This is a genomic window from Pseudomonas sp. XP2 (assembly GCF_053557975.1).
This window is the reverse complement of sequence record NZ_JBNRIK010000007.1, coordinates 185,585-211,626: the sequence shown is the minus strand read 5'-3', so window position 1 is coordinate 211,626 and position 26,042 is coordinate 185,585. Positions and strand designations below refer to the sequence as shown.

General features: G+C 66.0%; 12 protein-coding genes. 4 read left to right on the top strand and 8 right to left on the bottom strand.

What is annotated here, in order from left to right:
* Positions 1-19: 19 nt before the first annotated feature.
* From ACK1VC_RS10995 to ACK1VC_RS10965, 7 genes are all read right to left on the bottom strand, one after another.
* On the bottom strand, positions 20-1,342 hold the full coding sequence (locus tag ACK1VC_RS10995) for an ATP-binding protein (protein WP_016488314.1): 1,323 nt from the start codon (positions 1,340-1,342) through the stop codon (positions 20-22).
* On the bottom strand, positions 1,339-2,022 hold the full coding sequence (locus ACK1VC_RS10990; protein WP_016488315.1) for a response regulator: 684 nt from the start codon (positions 2,020-2,022) through the stop codon (positions 1,339-1,341). The genes ACK1VC_RS10995 and ACK1VC_RS10990 overlap by 4 nt, the downstream gene beginning before the upstream one ends.
* A gap of 119 nt (positions 2,023-2,141) precedes the next feature.
* Entirely contained in the window at positions 2,142-2,705 is a 564-nt protein-coding gene (locus ACK1VC_RS10985; RefSeq protein WP_191086823.1) for a nucleotidyltransferase family protein, read from the bottom strand.
* Positions 2,702-3,673, bottom strand: a complete 972-nt coding sequence (locus ACK1VC_RS10980) for an XdhC family protein (RefSeq protein WP_016488317.1) — start codon at positions 3,671-3,673, stop codon at positions 2,702-2,704. Before ACK1VC_RS10980 ends, ACK1VC_RS10985 begins: the two co-directional genes overlap by 4 nt.
* A gap of 2 nt (positions 3,674-3,675) precedes the next feature.
* Complete coding sequence (locus ACK1VC_RS10975) at positions 3,676-4,887, bottom strand: cytochrome c (RefSeq protein ID WP_016488318.1); 1,212 nt, start codon at positions 4,885-4,887, stop codon at positions 3,676-3,678.
* A 2-nt stretch (positions 4,888-4,889) separates the two neighbouring features.
* The gene (locus ACK1VC_RS10970) at positions 4,890-5,426 is read right to left on the bottom strand and encodes a (2Fe-2S)-binding protein (protein WP_016488319.1); all 537 of its coding nucleotides are present in this window, start codon (positions 5,424-5,426) and stop codon (positions 4,890-4,892) included.
* Positions 5,419-8,250, bottom strand: a complete 2,832-nt coding sequence (locus ACK1VC_RS10965) for a xanthine dehydrogenase family protein molybdopterin-binding subunit (protein ID WP_016488320.1) — start codon at positions 8,248-8,250, stop codon at positions 5,419-5,421. Before ACK1VC_RS10965 ends, ACK1VC_RS10970 begins: the two co-directional genes overlap by 8 nt.
* A 342-nt stretch (positions 8,251-8,592) precedes the next feature.
* On the opposite strand from ACK1VC_RS10965, the gene dsbD reads away from it, so the two are divergent.
* The 3 genes from dsbD to dsbG are packed head-to-tail and all read left to right on the top strand — an operon-like array spanning position 8,593 to position 11,904.
* Complete coding sequence (dsbD, locus tag ACK1VC_RS10960; protein WP_191086824.1) at positions 8,593-10,308, top strand: protein-disulfide reductase DsbD; 1,716 nt, start codon at positions 8,593-8,595, stop codon at positions 10,306-10,308.
* Positions 10,308-11,144, top strand: a complete 837-nt coding sequence (locus ACK1VC_RS10955) for a TlpA disulfide reductase family protein (RefSeq protein ID WP_016488322.1) — start codon at positions 10,308-10,310, stop codon at positions 11,142-11,144. Before dsbD ends, ACK1VC_RS10955 begins: the two co-directional genes overlap by 1 nt.
* A 1-nt stretch (position 11,145) precedes the next feature.
* On the top strand, positions 11,146-11,904 hold the full coding sequence (gene dsbG / locus ACK1VC_RS10950) for a thiol:disulfide interchange protein DsbG (RefSeq protein ID WP_016488323.1): 759 nt from the start codon (positions 11,146-11,148) through the stop codon (positions 11,902-11,904).
* A 317-nt stretch (positions 11,905-12,221) separates the two neighbouring features.
* Here dsbG and ACK1VC_RS10945 read toward each other — a convergent pair whose 3' ends face one another.
* Entirely contained in the window at positions 12,222-25,175 is a 12,954-nt protein-coding gene (locus tag ACK1VC_RS10945; protein ID WP_191086825.1) for a non-ribosomal peptide synthetase, read from the bottom strand.
* A gap of 305 nt (positions 25,176-25,480) precedes the next feature.
* On the opposite strand from ACK1VC_RS10945, the gene ACK1VC_RS10940 reads away from it, so the two are divergent.
* Entirely contained in the window at positions 25,481-26,011 is a 531-nt protein-coding gene (locus ACK1VC_RS10940; RefSeq protein WP_023048844.1) for an RNA polymerase factor sigma-70, read from the top strand.
* Positions 26,012-26,042 lie beyond the last annotated feature (31 nt).

The window sequence follows — 26,042 nt, the reverse complement described above, 5'->3', positions numbered from 1 at the left end:
CCCGCCCAGCCGATAAACATCAATGCCCGGATCGCGCCGGTACTTGCAAGAGCACCCGCAACCCATCGCTACGGCTGTCAAAGCGCAGGCTACCCGCACACCGCTGCACGATCGCCTGGACAATCGCCAACCCCAACCCGCAGCCGCCACTCTGCCCATTGCGCCAGAAGCGCTCGGTCAGGTGCTCAAGGTCGCCTTCGGCAATCCCTGGCCCGTGGTCGCGCACCATGAAGCCCACCTGGCCGTCGGCCATCTGCACCTCCAGCTCCACCGCCTCATCGCCGCCATGGCGCAATGCGTTGTCCAGCAGGTTGCGCAGCGCGGCCACCGCCAACGGTGCGGGCATGCCCAGGTAGATTTGCGTGGCTTCTTCAGGCAGACGCAGCACGATGCGGCGGTTGTCACCCCCACCGGCGTCCTGCACCGCCTGGCGGGCCACCTGCTCGGCGCTGCACTGCACCCCATCCTCGAACGACAGGCTGCCTTCCACCCGCGCCAGCATCAGCAACTGCTCCAGCGTGCGGTGCATGCGGTCGGTGCCCTGCTCGGCATGCTCCAGCGCCTGCTCGCGCACCGCGCCATCGGTCATGCGTGCCACCTGCAGGTGGGTCTTGATGGCGGTCAGCGGGCTGCGCAATTCATGGGCCGCATCGTCGGTCAGGCGCCGCTCGCGCTCAAGGGTCTGGGCTATACGCAGGAACAGCTGGTTCTGGGTTTCCAGCAAGGGCTGCAACTCGCTGGGCATGCCCGCCACCTGCAAGGGTTCGACACTGTCCGCGCGCCTACGGCGCAACGCGTCGCGCATGCGGTTGAGCGGCTCCAGGCCCTTGCCCAGGCCAATCCACAACAGCCCCAGGCTGCCGAGCAGGGCCATCAGCACGGGCGCCGAAGCGGCCAGCAGGATCGACTGGTTCAGCGCCTCGCGCTCCATGTGCCGGTCGGCAGTGGTGATGCGCACATCACCGTGGTTGTAGGTGAAGGTGCGCCACAGGGCATCGTCGATGGTCTGGTCACGGAAGCCACTGCGCTCGTCGTCCATGGCGCCATCGTGCTTATGGTTGCTGGCAAGGATCTCGCCACGCAGCGAACTGACCTGGCAGGCCATGCCGTCCGGCACACTGAACTGGTCGGCGGAAAAGTGCGCCTCCCCGCCCTTGGCAGTCAGGGGTTGCGGCAACTGGTCGATCAGGCCGGCGACCATGCGCGCCGAGGCTACCAGGCGCTGGTCGAGGGAAAACATCATCTGCTGGCGCAGGTCACGCAGCATCCACGCCGCGGCCAGCGCCCAGATGATCACGAAAGCGCTGCCCAGAATCAGGCTCAGGCGTACCCGCAGGCTCATGAGGCGGCCTCCTCCGGGGCCTGCGCAGGGCCCAGCCGATAACCCAGGCCACGCACGGTCTCGACAATGCCGTTGCCCAGCTTGCGCCGCAGGTGGTGGATATGCACGTTCAGGGCGTTGCTTTCGACTTCATCGCTGAAGCCGTATACGCAATCTTTAAGCTGTTCACTGGACAGCACCCGCCCGGGGTTTTGCAGCAACGCCTGGAGCAAGGCCTGCTCACGGCGGGACAGGTCGACCGATTGGCCGGCCAGGGTCGCCTCGCAGCTGCTCGGGTCATAGCGCAACGGCCCGTGCTCGATCACATTCACCGCCCGCCCGGCCACCCGCCGCAGCAGGGTATGCAGGCGAGCGGCCAGCTCGCGCAGGTCGAACGGCTTGAGCAGGTAGTCATCGGCGCCGGCCTGCAGGCCATCGACGCGGTCGGTGACGGCATCGCGGGCCGTGAGTACCAGCACTGGCAGGTCCACACCCTGCTGGCGCAGGCGGCGCAGCAGCTTGAGGCCGTCTTCGTCGGGCAGGCCGAGGTCGAGGATCATCACGTCGAACTGCGCGGCCTGCAACATCGCCCGCGCAGCGGCGGCGTTGCCCACCCGGTCCACGGTCAGGCCCTGGGCGGTGAGGCCGGCGCAGATGCCGGCGGCGATCAGGTCGTCGTCCTCGCAGAGCAGAACGTGCATGGTGGGGCTCCCGGAGTGGTGTGGCTGGCATTGCACCTTGGGCGGATTAAGGGGGCATTATGGACCTTTGTGGGTGGGTCAGGGTGTTCGTCTTGGGTGCAGTGGTGAGCACCAGGGCCCTACATCAACTCCTGTGGCGTATCGACATCCAGCAACACCCCGGCATCTGCCAGTTCGATCACCACACAACTGCCCCGATTGGCCTGCACCACCGAGCGCGCCCCTTCATCGCCGGACAATTGCCCCAGCGCAGGCCAGAAATCACGCCCGAACATCACCGGATGCCCCTGCTGCCCCGCATGGCGTGGCAACACGATGGTCGAAGCCGCGGCCGCTGCGGCCAGTTGGCGCAAGGTTGCCGACTCGATCCACGGCATGTCACCCAGCAAAATCGCCACTGCCTGGGCATGGCTGTCGAGCAAAGACCGAGCGCCGGCCGCCAGGCTGTGCCCCATGCCCGCGGCCGCTTGATGGCTGATGACTACCTGGCAATCGGGGGGCAAGCCAAAATCCTCGGCCCGCTCACCTGCGCGCAATACCACGCGCACATCATCGAACACCGCCCGGGCTCGCTCCACGCTATGCGCCAGCAAGCTGCGGCCATCGGCCAGGGTGGCCCGGCGCTTGTCGGAACCGAAACGCGTACCGCGCCCTGCCGCCAGCACCAGGGCCACCACGCTCACAGCGCCACCCGCGCAATGCCGTTGCGCACCCGCAGGATATCGGCCAACACCGCCAGCGCGATCTCGGCCGGGGTCTTGCTGCCCAGGTTGAGGCCGATCGGGGCATGGATGCGGCCCAATTCCACTTCACCCAGGCCGCCGATGCGCTGCAAGCGCTCACGGCGCTTGTCGGAGGTCACCCGGGAGCCCATCACGCCAATGTAGAAAGCCTCGGTACGCACCGCTTCAAGCATCGCCAGGTCGTCGATCTTCGGGTCGTGGGTCAAAGCCACCACCGCCGTGTCGGCATGGCAACCGCCATGGTGGATAAACTCCGAAGGCAACTCGCGGCGCACTTCAACGCCGTCCAGCCGCACGCCATCCAGCACTTCGTCCCGCGGCTCGCAAAGGATGACTTCAAACCCCATGCCTTTGCCGAACTCGGCACAAAAATGCGCCACGCTGGAATAGCCGGCCAGCAGCAGGCGCTGGGCCGCGCCGACACGCAAGCGAACACAGGCTGCTTCCCGCTCGACGCGTGGTCCCTGGGAAGGGTCATCGGCCAGATGGCGGGTACCTTCGGGCAAGCTCACTTCACGCAGCACCCGGCGCTGGCCCTGCAGCGCGCTTTCCATCTCACGCAGGTGCGCCTGCACCTCGCACTCGGCCGGCAAGTTCTCCACCAGCACTTCAAGCACACCGCCACACGGCAAGCGGACACTCGAACGCGGGTCGCTGCCATCGCCGTAACGCACGATGGCAACCGGCTCCGGGAATTCACCCAGGGCCACGCGTTCGAGAAAGTCGTCTTCGACACAGCCACCGGACAGCGACCCCAGCCACTGGCCACTGGCATTGACAGCCAGCAGCGAGCCCGGCGCACGCGGCGCCGAGCCATAGGTGGCCAGCACCGTGCACAACCACACACGTTGCCCGTTGCACGACCACTGCAAGGCCTGACGAATCACCTGTAGATCGAGATGTTGCACGTTTACTCCGCCTTCAGCTCGGCGAGCTGCTGTACCTTCAGGTCACCGGGCAGTCCACCCCACGCCTGGCGCAGGTAGTTGACCATATCCGTCACCTGCTGGTCATCCAGCTTGTCGGCAAAGCCTGGCATTGGCTGCATGCGTTCAAAGCCGGTGAACTGCTGTTCACGAATACCTTCGAGGATGACCTTGACCAGGTTGCGCGAGTCACCCTGGCGCAGCACGGTGTTGCCCTGCATGGCCACGGCGATGTGCGGCTTGCCCTCGCCGTCGACACCATGGCAGCCGGCGCAGACGTTCAGGTACTGCTGGTGGCCGCGCTTGGCGCTGTCGCTCATCTGCTCCAGGGCAACTGCCTGGATGGCCTTGGCCGGCGGTGGCTGGTCGCCCAGCAGGTAAGTGGCCATGGCCGCCAGGTCTGCGTCTTCCAGGTGTTGGGTGCTGTGGTGCACCACCGGGAACATCTCGTTGAACATGCTGCCCTGGGCACTGATGCCGTGCTTGAGGAAGGTGGTCAGGTCTGGCTGGGTCCAGCCGCGTTCGGCCAGGTCCTGGGCCAGCAGGCTCGGCGCCAGGTAGCCGCCAAGCAAGCCACCGGTCAGGCGCTGGTCCTGCTGCAGCGCGCCGATGGGATTGCGCGGGGTATGGCATTCGCCGCAATGGCCCATGACCTCGACCATGTACTGGCCACGCTGCCAGGCCGGGCTTTTGCCTTCGGTTGGCTGCAACTGCACGCTCTTGCCATACAGCATGTTCCAGCCACTCAGGCCCATCCGCACATTGAACGGGAAGCGCAACGCGGTCTGCGGTGCCGGGCGGTTGATCGGCGGGATGGTCATCAGGTAGGCGAGGATCGCGTCCGAATCTTCACGCTTGATCAGGTGGTACGAGGTGTAAGGCATCGCCGGATACAGATTGGCGCCGTCCTTGCGCTTGCCCTCGGTGACTGCGGCGAAGAACTCGTCGGCGCTGTAGTTGCCGATGCCGTATTGCTTGTCCGGGGTGATGTTGCTGCCGTAAATGGTGCCAAACGGCGAATGAATCGGCAGCCCGCCAGCATACGGCGCGCCGCCTTCGGCAGTATGGCAGGCCATGCAGTCGGCCGCGCGTGCCAGGTATTCACCGCGCTTGACCTGGGCCTCGTCGGCCGCCAGGGCAAACGAACTGACGGCCAGACCCAGTGCCAACGCCCATGCGCTACGTACAAAGCCCATGCTCAACCCTCCTTGACCAGGCCGAGATCGTTGAGCACCTTGCGGGTAGCGTCGTAATAACGCACGTAGCCGGTGCAGCGGCAGATGTGGTGCCCGAGGCTGGCCTCGATGCGGTCTTCCACTTCGCTCTTCTTCAACGGCTGGCGCTGGGCCGTTTCCACCAGCACGGTAGCAGCGTTGACGAACCCCGGCGCGCAGTAGCTGCACTGGAAGGCGAACAGGTCAACGAACTTCTGCTGGATCGGGTTCAGCGTCAGGTTGCCGGCCTCGTCCGGTTTGGCGTGGCCCTCGATGGTGCGCACCTTCTTGCCCTCGAAATAGTGGGCGCCGGTGATGCAGGTGCGCACTTCCTCGCTGGTGCCGTCGGGGTTGTCGACGATCACCACGCAGGCGTGGCAGATGCCCTGGCCACAGCCCAGGCGCGAGCCGGTGAGGTTCTGGTGTTCGTGCAGGTAGTCGATCATCGCCAGGTCAGCGGGGACCTCGACCGGGCCGACCGGTTGACCGTTGAGGGTCAGTTGCAGTGGACGGTTAGCCATTGAGGGCCTCCTTGATACGGGCTGGGGTGATAGGGAGATCGCGCACGCGCTTGCCGATGGCATGGGCAACGGCATTGCCGATGGCCCCCACGACCGGGATCATCACCACTTCGGCGATGCCCTTGGACGGGTCGGTCGGTGACAGCGGCGGGAGAATTTCGCTGGTCTGCTGCCACACCGCCACGTCGCGCGCATGCGGCAGGCGGTAGCGGTTGAAGTTCCAGTCGCCCTCCCCGGGCCCACCCTCGTACAACGGCATTTCTTCGGTCAGCGCGTGGCCGATGCCCATGGCGATACCGCCTTCTAGCTGGCCCTTGACCAGCTCCGGTACCAGCACCCGGCCGCACTCGACCCAGCTGTGATGGTTGAGCACTTGCACTTCATGGGTGCCCTTGTTGACCTTGACTTCAACGAGGGTTGCCACCGGGCTGTAGTAGGTGACCATGGCGTTGTTCAGCTGGGTATCGGGGTAGGCTGCGTTCTGCCGGTCGAGCAGGTGGTAACCGTGGCTGCTCATCTGCGCCTTCTTGGCGCTCACTGCGCCATCGCCGTACTTCACCGCCACGGCGTCGAGCGGGAAGCGCTCGCGCACGCCGTCGATGACGAAGTCAGCCTCGGCCCAGCTCCAACGGTTGAAACCGTGCACACTGGCGCCGGTGACCAGGCCCATGTCGTGGGCCTTCTGTGCCAGCTGGGCGAACGGGATCGGCTGCAGGCCGTTACCGGTCAGCTCACCATTGACCCACACCGCGTTCTCGCGGCGCACCACCAGCGGGTTGGCCTGGCCGCCATGCGGGCCCTGGCTCCAGATGGCCATGGCCGCCGGCCACAGGCCGTGGTTGAACAGCACGCGCGCCGCTTCGCGGGTGGCATGGCTGAAGTAGAAGGCCGAGTTGGTCGCCGACGATGGCGACGCCAGCTTGCCCACCCAGCGCGGGTTGCGCAGCGCGGCATCCTGCTCGGGCTGGCTGATCAGGTACGGGTTGCCACTGGTGCTCAGTTGCAGCTCTGGCCATTCGGTGACCGCAGTCCTGACCTCGTCAGCCGAGCGGCCAAGGAAATCGCTGACCACCAGGGCCTGCGAGGTAGACATGCCGGTGCCCAGCTCGGTGCCGATGTGGCGCAGGCTGATGCGGCCCTCGCGGCTGAACTCGATGCTGGCCATCGGCGCCTCGGAGCCGGTGCCGAAGTCCTTCTGGCAAATTGCAAAGCCCACGCCGTACCAGTGGTCCTGGTCCTGCGCGTCCATCTGCTGCTTGCGCGTATCGCGGTTGCGCCACCCTTCATGCACGGCGGCCTTGTCGAGAATCTCGTACAGACGCAGCGCGCCCGCCGGCACCGCGCCCTGGGTGTTTTTCATGCCCGATTTCAGCGCGTTGGCACGGCGCAGGTCGATGGCATCGACGCCCAGGCGGCCGGCAATTTCATCGACCATCATCTCGGTGGCCGCCATGCTCTGCAAGGTGCCGTAGCCGCGCATGGAGCCGGCCTCGACACCGCGAGAATGGTAGGCGGTGACCGACAGGTCGTTCTGCGGCATGTAATAGATCGACTGCGCTGCCGTAGCCCCCACCGCAGCTACCGACGGGCTGTAGTTGATGCGCCCGCCGCCGTCGCAGCTCATGTCGGCGCGGAAGATCTTGAAGCTGTTGTCCTTTTTGTCCACGGCCAACTGGTAGCGGATATCGAAGGCATGGCGCTTGATGCCACTCTGGAACTGCTCGTAACGGTCGTTGGCCAGGCGGATCGGCACGCCGGCGCCATACAGCGCAGCCACGGCGGCGTAGAAGACGAAGATGTTGTTGTCTTTGGAGCCATAGCCCACGGTGTAACCCGGGTGCATGTTCAGCGTGTTCAGGGCGAAACGCGACGGCTTGATCATGTGCACGCATTCCTGCGCCACTTCGAACGGGCACTGGGTGGCGACCACGAAGTGCAGCGTGCCGCTGGCCGGGTCGTACCAGCCATTGCCGTTGTCCGGCTCCAGCGCGGCGGGTTCGATGGACGGCGTTTTGTAGCGCTCGTCGAACACCAGCCAGTCCTCGGGCGGGTTGTCCAGTTGCTCGGCCATGCGCTTGGCGTAGAACAGCCCCTGCTCGGTCAGGTCGCCATGCTGGTTGGGCTGTTTCGACCACACCGGCTTGCGGTTGAGAATGGTCGGGAACAGCATGGAATTCTTCAGGCTCGAGAATTCATCGTCGTCGAACGGCGTGGCACCGCCGACGCGCACGAAGCGGAAGCTGCCGTAAGGGTCGCGCTGGTACAGCGGTGCCTGGGCGCCGTAACGGATCGCCTGTTCGTTGAACTGCAGCTTGCGTTTGGCCTGGCGGAAGCGCTCGAAGTCGTGCCAGATCAGGATTGCCACCGGGTGGCCAATGAACATCGGCACCTTGCCGGGCGGCAGCAGCGGGTCGGGCGAATGGGCCTCGGGCCAGGCGAGACCGTCTTTCTCAAGGTCGGCAGCGGTAACGATGCGGTCCGGCTGCAACTCGCTTCCGAGCAGGCTAAGGTCATGCCCGGCATAGATACGGTCGGCCTTGGTGGCCTTGAGCAGCAGCGCGTGGCCTTGCTGCGTTGGCCAGCCAGGCATGTCCTTGGCGCGGATATCGCGGGCGAACACCTTGTCGCCACACACCTTGGACAAGGCATCGTTACGGAAACGCGCCTTGCCGTCATGGTTCATCCACTTCTGCGGCGAGGTGGTGACGCGGTCCTCCATCAGTGCGGCGAACGCCTGGCTGCCGAGTGGCGCCATGGTCACACCGACACCAGCTATCAGCCCGCCTTGCAAGAAGGCGCGCCTGGAAATATCACGGTTGGACATGCTTGATCCTCTGGGCAGTGGGGGGCCTGCCCTATTTTTGATTCTAGTGCTAGCGGGGAAAGCTGACTTGCGCGTCAACTTTACAGCAAGTGAGTGGGGATAGGCAAAGTCAAGCCGACAATATGTCGCGGTGTGTCTGGGGTGATGGGGGATTGGGGGTGGGCTGTCAGGTGTTTGCCGGGGGATTCTTGGCGCCTGGGAGATCGAGCGCCGCGCGGGCGGCGCTCGATCTCACAGGCGCTGAAAATCCCCGACAAGCATCTGCCCAAAAACCAGAGTTAACCTTCCTTTAATCAACCCCAGCCAGCATGGCCCCATTCCTAGATCTGCCAAGGCGAAGACATGCGCGTCCTCCTGCTCTTCCTCACACTGCTTCTGGCCGGGCCGTTGCAGGCCAACCCGTTCGATGTAAAACCGGACTTCCTGCCGGTCGACCAGGCCTTCGTGCTCACCCACGACCGCCAGGCCGATGGCCAGATGCGCCTGTATTTCCAGATCAAGCCGGGCTACTACCTGTACCAGAAGCGCTTGAAATTCGACGGCCTGCCTGCCGAGCAGCACCCGCAGTTGCCGCCGGCGCTCAACCACCATGACGAATTCTTTGGTGACAGCGCGGTGTACCGCGACCAGCTCGAACTGCTGCTGCCGGCCAATGCCCAAGGCCAGTTGCGCCTGGGCTGGCAAGGCTGCGCCGACGCCGGCCTGTGCTATCCACCGCAAACCACCCTGATCGAGCTGGGCGGCAGTGTGGCCCCAGCCGCCGAGCAAGCCAGCGACCAGGCCCTGGCCAGTGGCCTGCAACAGGGCCACCTGGCCTGGAGCCTGCTGGCGTTCTTCGGCCTGGGCCTGTTGCTGGCGTTTACCCCCTGCTCGCTCCCGATGCTGCCGATCCTTGCCGGGCTGGTACTGGGCAATGGCGCCAGCGCCCGAGGCGGCTGGCTGCTGGCCGGGGTGTATGTGCTGAGCATGGCACTGGTGTACGCCGCCCTGGGCGTGGTTGCCGCGCTGCTGGGTGCCAGCCTGCAGGCCTGGCTGCAGCAACCCTGGCTGCTGGGCAGCCTCGCGGGACTGTTCGTGCTGCTGGCCCTGCCCATGTTTGGCGCCTTCGAGCTGCAACTGCCCGCCGCCGTGCGGGACCGCCTTGACCGCGCCGGGCAAGGCACCCGTGGCGGCAACCTGTATGGCGCGGCGCTGCTCGGGGCGTTGTCCGGCCTGCTGCTGGGCCCGTGCATGACTGCGCCATTGGCCGGCGCGCTGCTGTACATCGCCCAGAGCGGCGACGTGCTGCAGGGCGCGCTGGTGCTGTTCAGCCTCGGCCTGGGCATGGGCGTACCGCTGCTGTTGCTGGTAACCCTGGGCAACCGTTACCTGCCGCGCCCAGGCGCCTGGATGGACCGGGTCAAGGGCGTGTTCGGCTTCGTGTTCCTGGCCATGGCGCTGTATACCGTGCGCAGCCTGTTGCCCGCCACGCTGCTGCTGGCCCTGAGCGGCGCCTGGCTGATCGCCCTGGCCTGGGCCACCTGGCCGGTCCTGCAGCGCCTGCCAGCGTTGCGCGCCGTACCGTTGCTGGGCGCCCTGTGGGGCGGCCTGTTGCTGGTAGGCGCCGCAGCCGGTGGCGATGACCTGTGGCAGCCGCTGCGCCCGTTCACCGGTGGTGGTGGCGCGCCAGTCGCTGGCCAGCATGCCGAAGACAGCTTCGTCACGGTCAGCCGCCCCGAAGACCTGCAACGTGAACTGGATGCGGCCAAGGCTCGTGGCCAGTGGGTGATGCTCGACTACTATGCCGACTGGTGCGTGTCGTGCAAGGTCATGGAAAAACAGGTGTTCGCCCGCAGCGACGTGCAGGCCGGCCTGGCCGGGGTGCACCTGCTGCGCCTGGACGTGACCGCCGACAGCCCAGCCAGCAAAGCCTTGCTGCAGCGCTACCAGGTACCCGGCCCGCCCAGCATCATCTGGATCGGCCCGGAAGGCGACGAACGCCGCGCGCGGCGCATTACCGGTGAGGTGGATGCCGCCGCGTTCCAGCAACACTGGGCCCAGACCAGGAGCCAAGGCTGATGCTGACCGTAACCCTCGGGCCACTGACGATGGCCCTCAACCACCTGTTGATGCTCACCGCCCTGGTGATCGCCAGCGTGGTCGGCTGGTGGGTCGCCCGGCGTGGCGGCGAAAGCCCGGAATCGGCGCTGTTCAACCTGTTCCTGATCGGCCTGCTGTGCGCCCGTGCCGGCTTCGTGCTGGCCTACTGGCCGATGTACCGCGATGAGCCGTTGCAAATGATCGACATCCGCGATGGCGGGTTCCTGCTCTGGACGGGCCTTGTCGGCATCGTCTTTGGTGCCCTGTGGCAGGGCTGGCGCCACCCAGGCCTGCGCCGCCCGCTGGGCTGGGCGCTGTTCAGCGGCGCGCTGTTCTGGGGCCTGGCCAGCTTCGGCGGACATTTGTACAGCAAAGGTACCGAGCTGCCCGAACTGAGCCTGCGCAACGCTGGCGGCCAGCCGGTGGCGCTGCACAGCTACCGCGGCAAGCCATTGGTAATCAACATCTGGGCCACCTGGTGCCCGCCTTGCCGGCGCGAGATGCCGGTGCTGCAACAGGCGCAAGGCGAATACCCGCATGTGACCTTCCTGTTCGTCAATCAGGGCGAGACCCCGGAAAACGTCAGCACCTTCCTCGCCACTACCGGCCTGAGCCTGACCCACGTGCTGTTCGACGGCACCGGCCTGCTGGCCCAACGGGTCGGTTCCATGGCCCTGCCCACGACCTTGTTCTATGACGCCGACGGGCGGCTGATCGGCAGCCACCTGGGCGAGCTGTCCCGGGCCAGCCTGCGCCACGCCCTGGAACCTTTCGACCGGGCCACTGCGCCCGCCCCTGCCGCACAAGGAAACTGACATGCGACTGACTGCACTGCTGCCCCTGTCCCTGGCCCTGCTGGCCGCCCCGCCCCTGCAGGCCGAAGAGCTGCCCAAGGCGGTTCAGCAACTGCAAGCCAAGGGCGCCGTGATCAAAGGCAGCTTCAACGCGCCTGACGGCCTGCGCGGCTACGCCGCGGAGTACCAGAACAACGCCCTGGCCCTGTACCTGACCCCTGACGGCAAGCACGTAGTGGTCGGCAGCCTGTTCGACGAACAAGGCAAGGACCTTAGCGCCGAGCCGTTGGAAAAGCTGGTGTATGCACCGATGAGCAAAGCAATCTGGGCGAAGCTGGAGAAAACCGCCTGGATCGCCGACGGCAAGGCCGATGCACCGCGCAAGGTGTACCTGTTCAGCGACCCGAACTGCCCTTATTGCAACATGTTCTGGGAACAGGCGCGGCCGTGGGTGGAGTCGGGCAAGGTGCAGTTGCGCCATATCATGGTCGGCATCATCCGCGAGGACAGCCCGGGTAAATCGGCGGCGCTGCTGGCTGCGAAAGACCCGGCCAAGGCACTGCAACAGCATGAAAAAGCCGGCAAGGCCAGCACGCTGAAGGCACTGGAGCAGGTGCCTGAGGCGGTGCAGCAGAAGCTGGCAGCCAACATGGCATTGATGGAAGAGATGGGGTTGCAGGCGACTCCGGCGATTTTCTATCAGGATGAACAGGGCAATCTGCAAAGCCAGCAAGGGGCACCGCGGCCAGAGATGCTGGGCAAGATACTGGGTAAACGCTAGCGGATGTCTTGAGTTTTGCAGTGGGGCGGAGATCGAGCGCCGCCCGCGCGGCGCTTCGCGGGGCAAGCCCGCTCCCACATCTGTTTCGGGCCAATTTCGCCTGTGCCTTCCGCGCGCGCACCCTTGGCGCATGGCTGGAAATGGAAGAGGAGCGAATGCTCACCCTTCGATATCCAATGGGACGAACAGGGGGCGCGCGCCAATGACTCAGGAGTGATTGGCCCGAAACAAATGTGGGAGCGGGCTTGCCCCGCGAAGCGCCGCGCGGGCGGCGCTCGATTTCCGCCGCACCGCAAAACCTAGGGCGAACCCTAATCCTACAACCCCTCAAGCTCGGCCATCAGGTCACTAAGCCGGTCAACCTTGTCGTCATCCAGCGCACCGCCCTGCAACCCCTGCACATACTCGGCCAGCTCCTCCACCGTGCTGCACTCGAACATCGCCCTCAACGGCACGTTCAACTGCAATTGCTTCTGCACCCGCGAAGCGATCTGCGTGGCCAGCAGCGAATGCCCGCCCAGCTCGAAGAAGTTGTCGTGCACCCCCACCCGCTCGGCCTTGAGCACATCGGCCCAAATGCCCGCCAACACTTCCTCCAGCTCGTTGCGCGGCGCCTGATAGGCCTGGCTGTGCTGGCCGCCGATGTCGATGGCCGGCAGGGCCTTGCGGTCGAGTTTGCCGTTGGCGTTGTGCGGCAGGCTGTCGAACCAACCCCAGTGCAGCGGCACCATGTACTCTGGCAACCCAGCCCGCAGGCGCTGCTTGATCTGCTCCAGCAATGCGCCATCGGCGGCGATACCCTGGTGTGCCACCAGGTAACCGACCAGATGTTTGCCGTTGACGCCTTCCTGCACGCCCACTGCAGCATCGCGAATCTCGGCCTGTTCGTGCAGGCGGGCTTCGATCTCGCCAAGCTCGATGCGGTAACCACGGATCTTCACCTGGTGGTCGATGCGCCCGACGTACTCCAGCACACCGTCCGGGCGCTGCCGTGCGAGGTCACCGGTCCGGTACAGCCGCTCTCCAGGTAGCCCGTAAGGGTGAGGCATGAACGCCATTGCCGTGCGCGCCGGGTCACCGACATAGCCACGACCAACACCCGTGCCAGCCACGCACAGCTCGCCCACCGCGCCCAGCGGCACCAGTGCCTGCTCTTCGCCGAACAGGTACAGGCGGTTGTTGTCGGTCGGAGTGCCGATCGGCAAGTAGCTGCCTTGGGTCGACGCGGCATCGACGCGGAAGAACGCCACGTCATCCGAGCACTCTGCCGGCCCGTAGGCGTTGACCAGGCCGATCTGCGGGTAACGCTGCAGCCACTGCGCCGCCAGTTCCGGTGGCATGGCCTCGCCGGTCGGCAGCATCCAGCGCAGGCCGTCGAGGGCCTGATGGTCGTTGGCCAGCATACCCTGGATCAGCGACGGCACGCTTTCCAGCACGGTGATGCCGGTGGCCTGCACATGCGCCAGCAGGCCCTGCGGATCATGGGCGATGGCGTTCGGCACGACCTCGACCTTGGCGCCGAACAGCGGCGCGGCAAGGAACTGCCACACCGAAATATCGAAGCTTTGCGATGCGGTCTGGGCGATCACGTCATGCTCGCTCAGGGCCAGGTACGGCACCTTGCTCAGTTGGTTGTTGAGCATGCCGCGCTGCTCGACCATCACCCCTTTCGGCAGGCCGGTCGACCCTGAGGTGTAGATCACATAGGCGAGGTTGTCCGGGCCACTGTGGATGCCCGGGTTGTGGCTTGCGATCTGGCTGGCCTGGATGTCTTCCCAGACCAGCAATTGCGGCCGCAGTGCAACCGCCAGCTCGCCCAGCAACTGCCGCCCCTGCTCGGCACAAGCGGCGCTGCACACCAGCACTGGCGTACGGCTGAGCTGGATGATGCTTTGCAGGCGCGCCGCCGGCAGGCCCGGGTCCAGCGGCAGGTAGCCCGCGCCGGCCTTGAAGCTGCCAACGATCATGCCCAGCAGCGGCAACCCGCGCTCGGCCAGCAGCGCCACCGGCTGATCCACGCCGACCCCGGCAGCCACCAGGGCATGGCCCAGGCGGTTGGCTGCCAGGTTCAGCCCGGCGTAGTCATAGGACGCCTCCAGGCAGCGGGCCACAGTGCGCTGCGGATGTGCGGCCACTTGTGCTTCGAACTGTGCGATGTAGCTCTGCTCCAGCGGATAGGACCGCTCGGTCCGGTTGCAGTCGTCCAGCAGGAAACGCTGCTCCTCGGCACCCAACAACGGTAGCTCGCTCACCTCCCCTTCAAAGCCTTGTACCAGCGCCAGTAGCAGGCGCTTGAACTCGGCCAGCAGGCGCTCGACGGTCGGGTAGTCGAAGTACCGTTGGTCGAACGACAGGTGCAGGCCCAAGTCGTCGCCCGGGTAGCACACCGCCGTCAACGGGAAGTTGGTATGGGTACGGCCCGAGTCGGAGCTGGCGTTCAGGTGCTGGGCGTGGTCGAGCACGGCGGTTTCCACCGGCGCGTTCTCGAACACGAACAGGCTGTCGAACAGCGGCTGGCCCTTGGGCAGGTCGCTGCACTCCTGGATCGCCACCAGCGGCAGGTATTCGTACTCGCGCAGTTCCATGTTGCTTTGCAGCAGGCCCTGCAACCACTGGCGCACACTGCAACGCTCAGCGGATGCGGGCAACTGCACACGCAAGGCAACGCTGTTGATGAACAGGCCGACGGTGCGCTGCATCTGCGGCATGCTGACCGGGCGCCCGGCCACGGTCACGCCAAAGGCGACGTCGCGGTCGCCGCTGTAGCGTGCCAGCACCAAGGCCCAGGCCGCCTGGGCGAAGGTGTTGACGGTAAGCTGGTGGGCCTGGGCCAGTTCGCGCAGGCGCACGCCGTCACTCACCGCCAGGCGGGTGTAGCAGTCGCCGACGACCATGCCGCTGCCGGCGTGGTCATGCCGCAGCGGGCGGTCGCTGGGGATGGCGGTGGCGCGTTCGAAGCCGGCCAGGTTGGCCTGCCACCAGGCGCGCGCATCCTCCAGGCCCTGGCGCTGCAACCAGCCGATGTAATCGCGGTAACGCGGCGGCACCGGCAACTGGGCCTGGCGGCCTTCGCCGAGGGCCTGGTAAACCTCAAAGAAGTCGTTCATCAGCAGCGAGCGGCACCAGGCATCGATAAGGATGTGGTGGTTGCTCATCATGAACCAGTAGCGCTCGTCGGCCACACGCACCAGGCGCAAGTGGAACGGTGCTTCGCTGAGCAGGGCAAAACCGGCCTCGCGCTCCTGCTTGTGCAGGGCCTGCAGGCGCTGCTCCTGGGCCTCGTCAGCAAGGCCGCGCCAGTCCTGGTAGTCCACCGCCAGGTTGCCCGGTTTGTGGATGATCTGCAGCATCGCCTCGCCGCTGTTCCAGCTGAACGATGCCCGCAACGCTTCGTGACGTGCCACCACGGCCTGCCAGGCCTGGGCAAAACGTTCAGGGTCCAGCGCGCTGTTGATGCGGTAGCGGTCCTGCATGTAGTAGAGGCCGGTGCCTGGCTCCAGCAGGGTGTGCAGCAGCATGCCTTCCTGCATCGGCGTCAGTGGGTAGACGTCCTCGATCTGCGCAGCGGGTACCGGCAACGCGTCGATCTGCTCCTGAGTGAGATGCGCCAGCGGGAAGTCCGACGGGGTGAAGCTGGTGTTGCCATCGGCCAGGCAATGCGCGACCAGCGCCAGCAATTCCTGGCGATAGGCCTCGGCCAGGCGGGCGATGGTTTGCGGGTCATAGCGCTCGGCGCTGAAGGTCCAGCGCAGCTGCAAGGCCCCCCCATATACCTGGCCATCGACGCTCAGCCAGTTAGGCAGTGGTGCATCGAGGTCATGCGCCTGGCCGGCCGGTGCTTCCAGGGGCTGGAACAGCGCCGCGCTGTCGAACTGCTGGTCGAACTGGCCCAGGTAGTTGAAGGTGATACGCGCCTGCGGCAAGGCCGCCATCTGCTCGCGCCCGGCCGTGTCCGCCAGGTAGCGCAATACGCCATAGCCCAGCCCCTTGTGCGGCACCTGGCGCAGTTGCTCCTTGATACGCTTGATCGAGCCGGCCAGCGCCACGTCGCCTTCGCCTGCCAGCGGGCGCAAGCTGAGGGGATAGGCGTTGGTGAACCAGCCAACGCTGCGGGTCAGGTCCATGTCTTCGAACAACCCGTCACGGCCATGGCCTTCAAGCTGTACCAGCACTTCTTCATCGCCGCTCCACCGGCTCAACGCACGCGCCAGTGCAGTCAGCAGCAGGTCGTTGACCTGGGTGTGGTAAGCCGCCGGGGCCTGTTGCAGCAGTTGCCGGGTCTGCTCCACGTCCAGGCCGATGGCCAGGGTCTGCGCATGGCGGTGCAGGTTGCCGCCCTGCGGGTGATCACACGGTAGCTCGCGACGCACGCCGCCCAGCTGGCCTTGCCACCAGCTCAGCTCGTCACGCAACGAATCGCTGCCGGCGTAGCTGGCCAGACGCGCAGCCCAATCGCCCATGGCATGGGTCTTGGCCGGCAGTGGCTGGCCGCGGTAAAGCGCCTGCAGGTCCTCCAGCAGCACCCGCCAGGACACGCCATCGACCACCAGGTGATGGATCGCCAGCAACAGGCGCTGGCTGCCCTGCCCGTCACCCACCAGCAAGGCGCGCAGCAGTGGGCCCTGTTGCAGGTCGAGGCTGCGCTGCAGGTCGGTGTACAGCGCCTGACAATCAGCGAAATCGGCAACGGTGGCGGTCCACAGCAATGGCCTGGTATCAGGCTGGGCGTATTCGGCCTGCCAGCGGCCATGGGCCTGGCTGAAGCGCAGGCGCAGGCTGTCGTGGTGCTGCACCAGCAGCGCCAAGGCCTGCGCCAGTACCGCCTCATCCAGCGGTTGGCGCGCCTCCAGCAACACGGCCTGGTTCCAGTGCTGTGGCTGGGGTACTTCACTGTCGAAGAACCAATGCTGAATCGGTGTCAGCCCGGCCTGGCCCTGGCGCAGCCCCTGTTCCACCGTGCTCGCGGTTTCGCTGTGCTGAACGACAGCCGCCAGGGTCTGGATGGTCTGGTGCTGGAACAGGTCGCGCGGGGTGAATTGCAACCCGGCCTGACGGGCCCGGCTGACCACCTGGATGGACAGGATCGAATCGCCGCCCAGTTCGAAGAAGTTGTCCTGTACACCGACCTGGGCAACGTTGAGCACATCGCGCCAGATCTGCGCCAACTGCCTTTCCACCTCGTTGCCAGGTGCCTGGTAGTGCTGACGCGCTTGTTCCAGGTCCGGCAGCGGCAGCGCACGGCGGTCGAGCTTGCCGTTACCCATCAGCGGCAGGCTGTCGAGCAGTACCAGGTGCGCAGGCACCATGTAGTCCGGCAGGTGCTGGCGGGCATCGGCTTTCACCGCTTCACGCAGCAGGTTTTGCGCCTCGCTACCCGCGTTGGCCTGCTTGCACACCAGGTAACCCACCAACTGCTTGCCGCCCGGCAGGTCGAGGGCCAGCACCACGGCCTCGTCGACATCGGCGTGCGCCTGCAAGCGGCTCTCGATTTCACCCAGCTCAATACGGAAGCCGCGAACCTTCACCTGCTGGTCGGCACGGCCGACGTACTCGACCAGGCCGTCAGTGCCCAGGCGCACCAGGTCGCCAGTGCGATACAAGCGGCCACCTTCGATGCTGAACGGGTCGGCGACGAAGCGCTCGGCGCTGAGGCCCGGGCGGTCGTGATACCCCTGAGCCAGGCCGACGCCGCCAACGTACAGTTCGCCAATGCCGCCTTGCGGCAACAGGGCAAGGTCGTCGTCGAGGATATAGGCCGTGCGGCTACCGATGACGCGGCCGATCGGTACGCTGCCAAGGTCCGCTGGCAACTCGTCTGGCGCCAGGCAGGCCAGCGGCATGACCACGGTTTCGGTCGGGCCGTAGGCGTTGAAGCACTGCTGTGGCGCAAAGGCCTGGCGAATACGCTGCAGGTGCTCGCCGGTCAGCGCTTCGCCGCCGGTGATCACCAGGCGCACCGGCAGTTGCTCGCCCTGCCCGCCCAGGTATTGCGCCAGCTGGCTACCGTAGCTGGGGGTAAAGCCCAAAATGCTCACCTGCTGCTCGCGCACCAGCTGGCAGATGTCCTCGGCGCCCCACTGCCCCTGGGCGCGCAGCACCACGCGGGCACCGCACAGCAACGGCACCCACAGGCGCTCGCTGGCAGCGTCGAAGTTGATCGAATAGAAATGCAGCTCGCAATCATCGCTGCGCATGCCGAACGCGGCGATGACCGCTTGGCAGTGCATGGCAAATTCGCCATGGCTGACCACCACGCCCTTGGGCTTGCCGGTGGAGCCGGAGGTGTAGATCAGGTACGCCTGATGCTGCGGCAGGCTGAGGTTGTCCAGCGGCGCATCGCTGTAGGCCGACAGGCTGGCGGCATCGTCCTCCAGGCTCCAGCGGGCCACGCCCTCAGGCAGCTCGCCCAGGGTTTGCAACAGCTCACGCTGGCTGAGCAGCAGGCCGATGCGGCTGTCTTCGATCATGTAGCGCAAGCGGTCGAGCGGGTACTCGGGGTCGAGCGGCACGTAGGCGCCGCCGGCCTTGAGGATGGCCAGCAGGCCGACGACCATTTCCAGCGAGCGCTCCAGCGCCAGGCCCACACGCACCTGCGGGCCGACGCCACGCTCGCGCAGGGCGCGGGCCAGGCGGTTGGCCCGCTGATCGAGTTCAGCGTAAGTCATGTGCTGGCCAGCGAAGGTCAGCGCGCCAGCCTGTGGTGTGCGCGCCGCCTGGGCGGCGAACAGGCCGTGCAGGGTCTGGTCGAGGTCGAAGTCGTGCTCGCCCTGCAACTGACCCGCCAGCACCTGCTGCTCCGCACCGCTCAGCATCGGCAGCTCGCACAGGCGCTGCTGCGGGTTGTCCAGCAAGCCGACCAGCAGGTGCTGCCAGTGCTCGGCCATGCGCGCTATGCGCGGTTCGTCGAACAGGTCGCGGCTGTAAGTCAGGCAGCAACCCAGGCGGCCGTCGAGGTCGGTGACCTCCAGGTACAGGTCGAACTTGGTGGCACTGGCGTCATTGAGCAGGTAATCCACCTGCATGCCGGCCAGTGTGCGGCTTTGCTGGAAAGCCCAGCGCTGCACGTTGCACATCACCTGGAACAGCGGGTTGTAAGCGCTACTGCGCGGCGGTTGCAACGCCTCCACCAACTGGTCGAACGGCAGGTCCTGGTGCGACTGGCCTTCGATCGCGGCCTGGCGCATCTGCTCCAGCAGTGCGTTGGCGGTCATCTGGCCATCCAGCTCGCAGCGCAGCACCTGGGTATTGAGAAATGCGCCAATCAGGCCTTCGCTTTCCGGGCGGATGCGGTTGGCCACCGGCGCGCCAATGCGCAGGTCACGCTGGCCGCTGTAGCGGTGCAGCAAGGCGGCTAGGGTGGCGGTCATGGTCATGAACAAGGTCAGGCCGCGCTGGCTGTTGAAGGCATGCACGCGGGCGACCAGCGCCGGGTCGAGCTCAAAGCGGTACAGCTCGCCGCGGTGGCTCTGCACTGCCGGGCGCGGGCGGTCGGCAGGCAGCGCCAGCACCGGGTGCTCGTCACCCAGGCGGTCCTTCCAGTAGGCCAGTTGACGAGCGCCCTCGCCGCTTTCCAGCCATTGCCGTTGCCATACGCTGTAGTCCAGGTATTGCACCGGCAGCGGCGCCAGCGGCGACTCGCGGTCATCGACAAAGGCTTCGTACAGTTCGCCTAGCTCGCGGGCGAAAATGTCCATGGCCCAGCCTTCGGTGACGATGTGGTGCAGGGTGAGCACGAAGAAATGCTCGCGCTCGTCAGCCTTGACCAGGCAGGCGCGCAGCAGCGGGCCGCGCTCCAGGTCGAACGGCTGGTGCGCCTGGTCGTCGGCCAGTTGTTGCAGATGTTGCTGGCGGGCCGCGCCGGGCAAGGCGCTCAGGTCTTGCCAGACGAGGTGCAGGCCGCTGTCTTCGGCCACGCACTGATACGGTACGCCGTCGATGCTGGGGAAGGTTGTACGCAGGGTTTCGTGACGCACGATCAGCGCCTGCAACGCACGCTCGAAGGCGTCCACGTGCAGGGTGCCGCGCAGGCGTGCCATGCCGCCGACGTTGTACGCCGGGCTGTCCGGCTCCATTTGCCAGAGGAACCACATACGCTGCTGCGAGTACGACAGCGGCACCGCCTGACGGCGGTCGACCCGGGCGATTGCGCCTTGCAGGTTGCGCTCGCCGGCGGCGCGGATGCGTGCGATTTCGGCACAGAAGGCGCCCAGTTCACTGGCTTCGAACAGGGCCTTGAGCGGCAGCTCGACATCACAGGCCTGGCGGCTGCGCGAGACGATCTGAGTGGCCAGCAGCGAGTGCCCGCCCAGGGCGAAGAAGTCGTCCTGCAGGCCGACGCGCGGCAGGTTCAGCACCTCACGCCAGATGGCGGCGACCTGTTGTTGCAACTCGGTGTGGGGCTCGACATGTTCGCGTTGCTGCCACACCGGGGCCGGCAGCGCCTTGCGGTCGACCTTGCCGCTGGGGCCCAGCGGCAGCTGTGCCAACGGGATGAGCTGCGCCGGCACCATGTACGCGGGCAGTTGCTCAGCCAGCACGGCCAGGAGTTCGGCTGGCTGCGCACTGCCACTGTAGTAACCCACCAGTTGCGCACCAACGGCGTCCTTGTGGATCAGCACCAGCGCCTGTTCCACACCCTGCTGTGCCAACAGGCAGGCCTGTACTTCCTCCGGCTCGACGCGGAAACCACGCACCTTTACCTGCTGGTCGAGGCGACCGAGGTATTCCAGGGCCTGTAGCTGCACCTGCCAGCGCGCGCGGTCACCACTGCGGTACAAGCGCTCGCCGTGGCCGTCGGCCTGGGGCACGAAGCGCTCGGCGGTAAGACCCGGACGGCCCAGGTAGCCACGGGCCAGGCCAGCGCCACCGAGGTACAGCTCGCCCGACACGCCGGGGGCAGTCAGTTCAAGCTCATCGTCCAGCACGCGGCACAGCACATTGCCCAGCGGGCGACCGATTGGCGAGCGCTCGCCGTCCGCCACCTGGCAGTGCCAGTGGGTGACGTTGATGGCGGTTTCGGTCGGGCCGTAGCGGTTGTGCAGCTGCACCTGCGGCAGCACCTGCAGCACGCGGTCACGCAGCGCGGCGGGCAATGCTTCGCCACCGGAGAACACCCGGCGCAGGCTGCTGCAGGCACCCGCCTGCGGCTCCTGGACGAACACCTGCAACAGCGGCGGCACGAAGTGCAGCGTAGTCACGCCATGGGCCTGCACCAGCGAGGCGATGCGCTGCGGGTCGCGGTGTTCGCCGGGGCCGGCGAGTACCAGCTTGCAGCCGGTTACCAGTGGCCAGAAGCACTCCCACACCGACACGTCGAAGCTGATCGGCGCCTTCTGCATCAGCACATCGCTGTCATCCAGCGCATAGGTCGCCTGCATCCACTGCAGGCGCTCGGCCAGCGCTGCATGGGTATTGCCCACGCCCTTGGGCTGGCCGGTGGAGCCGGAGGTGTAGATCACGTAGGCCAGGTTGTCGCCGTGCAGGTGCAGGCCAGGCGCGTGGCTGGGCCAGCTGTCCAGGTGCAACTGGTCGAGGGCAATGGCGCTGACGCCGTCGACCTGTGGCAGCTTGCCCAGCAGGCTGCTGTGGCTCAGCAGCAGGCCGGCGCTGCAGTCGGCCAGCATGTAGGCAAGGCGTTCGGCCGGGTAGTCGACGTCCAGCGGCACGTAAGCGCCGCCGGCCTTGAGGATGGCCAGCAGGCCGACCAGCAACTGTGGCGAACGCTCGATGGCGATGGCGACGCAGGTGTCGGGGCCGACGCCTTTGTCGCGCAGGTAATGGGCCAGGCGGTTGGCCTGCTGGTGCAGTTCGGCGTAGTCGAGGCTGCCGCCGTCCCAGGCCAGCGCGGTGCGTTGCGGGGTCAGGCGGGCCTGTTCGTTGAGCTGTTCGACCAGCAGGCCTGGCGGCGCGGTAGCCGGTGCCCGGCCCCAGCCCAGCAATTGCGCACGGGCAGGCTCGTCCAGCAATTGCACCTCGCCCAGCGCCCGCTGCGGCGCGGCGCACACCTGTTCCAGCAGCGCCAGCAGGTGATGAGCCAGGCGTTTGACGGTGCTGGCTTCGAACAGCTCCGCAGCATAGTCGAAGGCCAGGCTCAGGCGGCCCTGGTGGTCTTCTTCACTGTGCAACTGCAGGTCGAACTTGGCTTCGCGGCTGTGCCATGGCAACTCCTCGGCCAACAGCCCCGGCAGGCGGCGCAGGGCCGACAGGTCGCGTTGCTGGTGGTTGAACATGACCTGGAACAAGCCTTGCTCACGGGCTTGCGGCAGGGCTTCGACCAGCTGTTCGAACGGCAAGTCCTGGTTAGCCTGCGCCGCAAGGGTGGCCTGGCGCACCTGGGCCAGCAACTGCGTGAATGGCAGGCGACCATCGAGCTGTGCACGCAGTACCTGGGTATTGATGAAAAAGCCGACCATGCCTTGGGCTTCCAGGCGCGGGCGGTTGGCGTTGGGCACACCGACACGGATGTCGGCCTGGCCGCTGTAGCGGTGCAGCAGCGCCTGCCAGCCGGCCAGCAGGACCATGAACAGGCTGGCCTGCTGTTCGCGGGCCAGGCCCTTGAGTGCTTCGGCAAGCGTGGCCGGTACCTTGAGGTTGAACCGGGCAGCACTGTGCTCGCGCTGGCTGGCGCGGGGGTGGTCGGTGCACAGGTCGAGCACCGGCAGATCACCGCCCAACTGCGCCTTCCAGTACTGCAGTTGGCGTTCGGCTTCACCGGCGGCCAGCCATTGACGCTGCCAGGTGCCGTAGTCGGCATAGCCCAGGCCCAGCGGCGCCAGGTTGGCCTCCAGGCCCTGACAGCGGGCTGCGTAAAGTTTGGCGAATTCATCCAGCAGGATATTCAGCGACCAGCCATCCGCGACGATGTGGTGCAGGGTCACCCATAACTGATGGTCTTCGTCGTCCAGGCGTGCCAGGGTCACCCGCAGCAAGGGGCCCTGAGTGAGGTCGAACGGCTGACGGGCCTCGGCTTCCCGCTGGGCGCTGACCTGCTCCAGCGTTTGGCCTTCGAGGTCCAGGCGGCGCAGGCTGAACGGCTGTTGCGCCACAATGCGTTGCAGGGGCTGGCCGTTTTCTTCGCTGAATACGGTGCGCAGGGATTCGTGGCGCGCCACCAGCGCCTGGAAGGCGGCTTGCAGGGCGCTTTCGTCCAGCTCACCGCGCAGCTGCAGGCCGGCGGGGATGTTGTAGGCAGCCGATTGTGGCTGCAACTGCCACATCAACCACAAGCGGTTTTGCGCCAACGACTGGGCCAAGGCCTGGGTGCGCTCCAGCGGTGCAATGGTGGCAGTGCCAGCAGCGCCGTCGGCCATGATCGACGCCACAGCGCTGCTGTAATCGGCCAGTACCGGCGCTTCGAACAGGGTGCGCAGGCCCAGGTTGATACCCAGCTCATCGGCCAGCCGTGCGGTGGCCTGGGTGGCGGCGATGGAGTTGCCGCCCAGCAGCAGGAAGTGGTCGTCTGCCGCAACCGCCTCTACTTTGAGAATGTCCCGCCACACTGCGGCGATCTGTGCCTGGAGCTCATTGCCGGCAGCCGCGCTTGCAGCCGTTTCGCTCACATCTGGGAAGCGGGCGTAGCAGTCCAGGCTGCCATCGTCCATACGCAGGCGACAGGCCGAACGTTGCAGCTTGCCACTGGAGGTCTTGGGCAACGCGCCCGGGTTCAGCAGCAGGACCACGGCCGGCGCCTGGCGGCAAGCGTCGGCGATCACCTGGCGCAGGGTCTTGACCAGCGCCTGGGGTTCGATTGCCTTTTGCACGTTGCGGCTGATCTCCACCGCCACGCCGATGCCCTCCTCGCCCTGCTGCTCGACGGCAAACACGGCCACACGGCCTTTGCGCAGCACTTGAACTTCACGTTCGAGGGTTTTTTCCAGGTCCTGCGGGTACAGGTTCTGCCCGCGCACGATCAGCATGTCTTTCAGGCGCCCGGTGACGAACACTTCACCGTTGCGCATGAAGCCCAGGTCGCCGGTGCGCAGCCAGGTCTGGCCGTCCATTTCAACGAAGGTGCGTGCGCTGGCTTCGGGGTTGCGCCAGTAACCCCGGGCGATGCTCGGGCCAGCCGCCCAGATTTCGCCGACCTGGTTGTCGCCCAGCACCTGCAAGTGCTGCGGCTCCACGACACGTACCGCGTGACCGGGCTGCGGGTAGCCGCAGCTCATCAGCACGCTGCCTTTGCCCGGCTCGGCGCGGTTGGCGGCGAAGGCTTCGGCGTCCAGTTCCAGCGCGTCGATGCCCTGGCCACGGCGGCTGCCACTGACGAACAGGGTGGCTTCGGCCAGGCCGTAGCTGGCGAAGAAGCTCTGCGGGTCGAAGCCGCTGGCCTGGAACTTGTCGGCGAAGGTTGCCAGGCTGTCCTGGCGAATCGGCTCGGAGCCAGAATAGGCCACGCGCCAGCGGCTCAGGTCGAGCCCGGCCAGCGAGGCCTCGCTGACCCGCTCGCTGCACAGACGGTAGGCAAAGTCGGGGCCACCGCTGATGGTGCCGCCATATTCGCTGATGGCCTGCAACCAGCGCTGCGGCCGGGCCAGGAAGTAACCCGGCGACATCAGCACGCACGGCACGCCGCTGAAGATCGGCTGCAGCAGACCGCCAATCAGCCCCATGTCGTGGTACAGCGGCAGCCAGCTGACGATCACGTCGTCGGGGTTGAGGTCGATGCCGAAACCACAGCGGATCAACTGCTCGTTGGCCACCAGGTTGCTGTGGCTGACTTGTACACCCTTGGGCAGCGCGGTGGAGCCCGAGGTGTATTGCAGGAAGGCGATGTCATCACCTTTGAGCACGGGCTCGCGCCAGTTTGCGGCCAGCGCCGGGTCCAGGCTGTCCACTGCCAGCAGCTCAGGCCCGTTGTGCGCCGACAGCGCTGGCAAGCCTTGCAGGCCGTCATGCAACGCCGCGACGGTCAGCAGCAGGCGCGGCTCGGCATCGTCGATGATCGACAGCAAACGCTCCTGATGGTGCTGGCGCGCGGATTCTGGCGGGTAAGCCGGTACCGCGATCACTCCGGCATACAGGCAACCGAAGAACGCCGCCACGTAGTCAGGACCACTGGGGAACAACAGCACCGCACGGTCGCCGAAGCTGGCACGGGCCTGTAACGCAGTGGCGATGGTGCGTGCACGCTGGTCGAGGTCCCGGTAGCTGAGCACAGCCTGCTCGCCGGGGGCGTCGGCCAGAAAGCGCAGGGCGATCTTGTCCGGGGTCTGCGTGGCGCGTTGCGCAAGTGCCTGGACCAGCGAGAGCGGGAGTTCGAAGGCGTCCGTCATGGGGGTTCCTGCCAGTGTCTGTTGGGGCGCGCCGGCTGCACCGCGAACGTGTGCGGACAGCAAAGGGCGATCGAAGATGTACACAGGGGAACGGATGGGCGCAGGCAGAAATTAGCGGGGATTACGCAGTGGCAGGCGGGGCCAAAGGTGAACGCTGTCACACGATGGCCTTAGACCTGAAAGATATAGATACTAATTACGTTTCGTATTTGACAATCATTATCATTCTGAATAGCTTGTCGCACGTCGTAGGAAGCTTCCCAGCCTTGGGGGCCTCCTTTCCCCTCTGTGACAAGGTGATTTCCATGGCGGAACAACTATCCACAAGTAAGTGCGATTCACCATTACTGCAGGCCTTCGTCGACAACCGCAGCATCCTGGTCAAGATCGCTGCACGCATCACCGGCTGCCGCTCGCGCGCCGAAGATGTGGTGCAGGATGCCTTCTTCCGGCTCAACGCTGCCCCGCAGATAACCTCGTCGTTCAAGGCGCAGCTCAGCTACCTGTTCCAGATCGTGCGCAACCTTGCGATCGACCACTACCGCAAGCAGGCAATGGAGCTGAAATACTCCGGCAGCGAGGAGGAAGGGCTGAACGTGGTCATCCAGAACGCCTCGCCCGAAGCCACTCACATCAACCTTGCCGCGCTGGATGACATTGCCCAGGCGCTGAACGAACTGCCGCAGCGCACCCGCTATGCGTTCGAGATGTACCGCCTGCATGGCGTGCCGCAGAAAGACATTGCCAAAGAGCTGGGGGTATCGCCGACACTGGTCAACTTCATGATCCGCGATGCGCTGGTGCATTGCCGCAAGACGGCCAACCGGCAGGCCTGACCACACAGGGTTTGCTTCTTCGCGGGCATGC

Bases quoted from the DNA above. Each gene is read 5' to 3' on its own strand.
- ACK1VC_RS10995 (WP_016488314.1), bottom strand. From the start codon at position 1,342: ATGAGCCTGCGGGTACGCCTGAGCCTGATTCTGGGCAGCGCTTTCGTG.
- ACK1VC_RS10990 (WP_016488315.1), bottom strand. From the start codon at position 2,022: ATGCACGTTCTGCTCTGCGAGGACGACGACCTGATCGCCGCCGGCATC.
- ACK1VC_RS10975 (WP_016488318.1), bottom strand. From the start codon at position 4,887: ATGGGCTTTGTACGTAGCGCATGGGCGTTGGCACTGGGTCTGGCCGTC.
- ACK1VC_RS10970 (WP_016488319.1), bottom strand. From the start codon at position 5,426: ATGGCTAACCGTCCACTGCAACTGACCCTCAACGGTCAACCGGTCGGC.
- ACK1VC_RS10965 (WP_016488320.1), bottom strand. From the start codon at position 8,250: ATGTCCAACCGTGATATTTCCAGGCGCGCCTTCTTGCAAGGCGGGCTG.
- dsbD (WP_191086824.1), top strand. From the start codon at position 8,593: ATGCGCGTCCTCCTGCTCTTCCTCACACTGCTTCTGGCCGGGCCGTTG.
- ACK1VC_RS10955 (WP_016488322.1), top strand. From the start codon at position 10,308: ATGCTGACCGTAACCCTCGGGCCACTGACGATGGCCCTCAACCACCTG.
- dsbG (WP_016488323.1), top strand. From the start codon at position 11,146: ATGCGACTGACTGCACTGCTGCCCCTGTCCCTGGCCCTGCTGGCCGCC.
- ACK1VC_RS10945 (WP_191086825.1), bottom strand. From the start codon at position 25,175: ATGACGGACGCCTTCGAACTCCCGCTCTCGCTGGTCCAGGCACTTGCG.
- ACK1VC_RS10940 (WP_023048844.1), top strand. From the start codon at position 25,481: ATGGCGGAACAACTATCCACAAGTAAGTGCGATTCACCATTACTGCAG.